Origin of the sequence: Dawidia soli (assembly GCF_018598185.1) — a bacterium.
Lineage (GTDB): Bacteria > Bacteroidota > Bacteroidia > Cytophagales > Cyclobacteriaceae > Ohtaekwangia > Ohtaekwangia soli.
Map to the genome: position 1 here is coordinate 2,136 of NZ_JAHESC010000102.1, position 3,592 is coordinate 5,727.

The following is a 3,592-nucleotide window of genomic DNA, read 5'->3' on the forward strand; positions in this document are numbered from 1 at the left end:
AAAAACTGGGGGATTAGCTCAGCTGGCTAGAGCGCCTGCTTTGCAAGCAGGAGGTCATCGGTTCGACTCCGATATTCTCCACGGAAGTTACAGAAGGAATTTATTATGAAGCCAGGTAAGTACACTAAAGCCGGTTGGGTTTTAGGGGTTATTACCACGGAGTCTTTACCGAGGCCGCTACACAAGAGATAAGCCATTTCTAGTAGCCGTTATCGGGGAAAATAGAGACAGAGGAGTTCATTGACATATTGGTGAAAGAGTAGTAAAAGTAAGTAAGTAGTGGGTGTTTGTACAGCCGACAGAAATGTTGGATGACTAACAGACATAAACGAGCGAGCACATAGGATACCATCTGGAAGTGATGTGAATCACTGAAAGAGAACCTTGAAAGGTAAAATCGTTAAAAGAAGTAATCAAGGGCGTATGGGGAATGCCTAGGCTCTCAGAGGCGAAGAAGGACGTGATAAGCTGCGATAAGCTACGGGGATTCGCAAATAGAAATTGATCCGTAGATTTCCGAATGGGGCAACCCAATGTATTGAAGATACATTACCTAGCAATAGGAGCAAACTCAGGGAACTGAAACATCTAAGTACCTGAAGGAAGAGAAAACAATTTAGTGATTGCGCAAGTAGTGGCGAGCGAACGCGCAAGAGCCCAAACCTAATTAGTTACGGCTAGTTAGGGGTTATAGGACTACATAATCTAAGTAACATGAAGCTGAACTGGGTGGGAAACCAGACTATAGAGGGTGAGAGTCCCGTAAGCGTAAGGTGTTATGAAGTGGTAGTATCCTGAGTAGGGCGGGGTCGGAGACGCCCCGTTTGAATTTGCCAGCACCATCTGGTAAGGCTAAATACTCCTGAGAGACCGATAGTGAACCAGTACTGTGAAGGAAAGGTGAAAAGTACCGTGAATAACGGGGTGAAATAGAACCTGAAACCGTACGCCTACAAGCGGTCGGAGCCACGTAGTGTGGTGACGGCGTGCCTTTTGCATAATGAGCCTACGAGTTACTGTCACTGGCGAGGTTAAGTGTTTAGAAGCACGGAGCCGGAGCGAAAGCGAGTCTGAATAGGGCGCATAGTCAGTGGGAGTAGACGCGAAACTTTGTGATCTACCCTTGGCCAGGATGAAGTTCCAGTAACATGGGATGGAGGTCCGAACTAGTAAACGTTGAAAAGTTTTTGGATGAGCTGAGGGTAGGGGTGAAAGGCTAATCAAACTGAGAAATAGCTCGTACTCCCCGAAATGCCTTTAGGGGCAGTGTGGAGGTTGAGTTTAGTACAGGTAGAGCTACCAATAGGACTAGGGGGAGTCACATCCTACCAAATCCTGATGAACTCCGAATGGTACTAAATATACTCTGCAATGAGGGCATGGGTGCTAAGGTCCGTGTCCGAGAGGGAAAGAACCCAGACCTGCAGCTAAGGTCCCAAAATCTACACTAAGTTGAACTAAGGCGGTTCAGTTGCTTAGACAGCCAGGATGTTTGCTTGGAAGCAGCAATTCATTTAAAGAGTGCGTAACAGCTCACTGGTCGAGCGACAGAGCATCGATAATAATCGGGCATCAAGTGTAGTACCGAAGCTCAGGATTTGCAGTAATGCAAGTGGTAGGGGAGCATTCTAACAGCGGAGAAGCAGTATGGTAATGTATTGTGGAGCGGTTAGAAAAGCAAATGTAGGCATAAGTAACGATAAGGCAGGCGAGAAACCTGCCCACCGATAGACTAAGGGTTCCGCGGCAATGTTAATCAACCGCGGGTAAGTCGGGACCTAAGCGATAGCCGAGAGGCGAACGTGATGGCCAATGGGTTAATATTCCCATACTACCGCATTGAGCGATGGAGTGACGGAGGAGTGATAGTTCCGCGATCTGACGAAATAGGTCGTTAAAGGGTGTAGTTATAGGACTGGTAGGAAAATCCGCTGGTTTTGATGAAACCTGATAGTATCTGGAGGCTTCGGCCGAAGGAATAGTGAACGTAAGCAGACTTCCAAGAAAACCTTCTAAGCATATTGATGTGGTACCCGTACCGGAAACCGACACAGGTAGTCAAGGAGAATATCCTGAGGTGCTCGAGTGATCCATGGCTAAGGAACTAGGCAAATTAACCCTGTAACTTCGGGAAAAGGGGTGCCTCCTCCAGTAATGGAGAGGTCGCAGAGAAATGGCCCAGGCGACTGTTTAACAAAAACACATGGCTATGCGAAATCGAAAGATTAAGTATATGGCCTGACACCTGCCCGGTGCTGGAAGGTTAAGGGGGGACGTTAGTCGCAAGGCGAAGCGTTGAACTGAAGCCCCAGTAAACGGCGGCCGTAACTATAACGGTCCTAAGGTAGCGAAATTCCTTGTCGGGTAAGTTCCGACCTGCACGAATGGTGTAACGATCTGGGCACTGTCTCAGCCATGAGCTCGGTGAAATTGTAGTCACGGTGAAGATGCCGTGTACCCGTCACGGGACGGAAAGACCCCATGCACCTTTACTATAGCTTCGCATTGACATTGGGTAGATGATGTGTAGGATAGGTGGGAGGCGTTGATCCTGTGCCGCTAGGTATAGGGGAGCCAACGGTGAAATACCACCCTTTATTTATCTGATGTCTAATCCTTCACAAGAGGAGACAGTGCGTGGTGGGTAGTTTGACTGGGGTGGTCGCCTCCGAAAGTGTATCGGAGGCTTTCAAAGGTATGTTCAGTACGCTTGGTAACCGTACGTGGAGTGCAATAGCATAAACATGCTTGACTGTGAGATCGACGGATCGAGCAGGATCGAAAGATGGATATAGTGATCCGGTGGTTCTGTATGGAAGGGCCATCGCTCAAAGGATAAAAGGTACGCTGGGGATAACAGGCTGATCTCCCCCAAGAGCTCACATCGACGGGGAGGTTTGGCACCTCGATGTCGGCTCGTCACATCCTGGGGCTGGAGAAGGTCCCAAGGGTTAGGCTGTTCGCCTATTAAAGTGGCACGCGAGCTGGGTTCAGAACGTCGTGAGACAGTTCGGTCCCTATCTGTGATGGGCGTAGGAAGCTTGAGAGGTCCTGATTTTAGTACGAGAGGACCGAATTGGACCGACCGCTGGTGTACCGGTTGTGGCGTCAGCTGCACCGCCGGGTAGCTATGTCGGGAAGAGATAAGCGCTGAAAGCATCTAAGCGCGAAACTCACCTCAAGATGAGGCTTCCATTAAGGGACGTCAGAGATTATGACGTTGATAGGCTGCAGGTGTAAAGGCAGAGATGTCAAAGCTGAGCAGTACTAATAACCCGAACGCTTCTGGAGGGTGGCTTGAGAAACAGCCACCCTCTGAATAAGACGAAAAGTAAGACTATGTGCTTGCTCAAATCTGCTACTATACTGAAAAATACTCTACTCTTTTGCCAATACTGTCAACGATATTAAAGGATCGATCAGTAGGATCGGTTAACAATCTTAAGGTGACTATGGCGGTGGGGATCACCTCTTCCCATTCCGAACAGAGCAGTTAAGCCCACCAGCGCTGATGGTACTGGGATAACACCCGGGAGAGTAAGTCGTTGCCTTTCTTTTAACAAAGCCTTGATAGCAATATCAAGGCTTTTTT

Annotated in this window: 1 tRNA gene and 2 rRNA genes; all 3 read left to right on the forward strand. The window is 48.5% G+C overall.

Features of this window, described 5'->3' with window-relative positions:
* The first annotated feature begins 7 nt into the window (after window positions 1-7).
* The 3 genes from KK078_RS30195 (at window position 8) to rrf (ending at window position 3,554) form a co-directional block, all read left to right on the forward strand.
* Window positions 8-81, forward strand: a tRNA-Ala gene (locus KK078_RS30195).
* Between the two features lie 322 nt (window positions 82-403).
* Window positions 404-3,291: ribosomal RNA gene (locus KK078_RS30200) — 23S ribosomal RNA — on the forward strand.
* Between the two features lie 151 nt (window positions 3,292-3,442).
* A 5S ribosomal RNA gene (rrf, locus tag KK078_RS30205) occupies window positions 3,443-3,554 on the forward strand.
* Window positions 3,555-3,592: the final 38 nt, after the last annotated feature.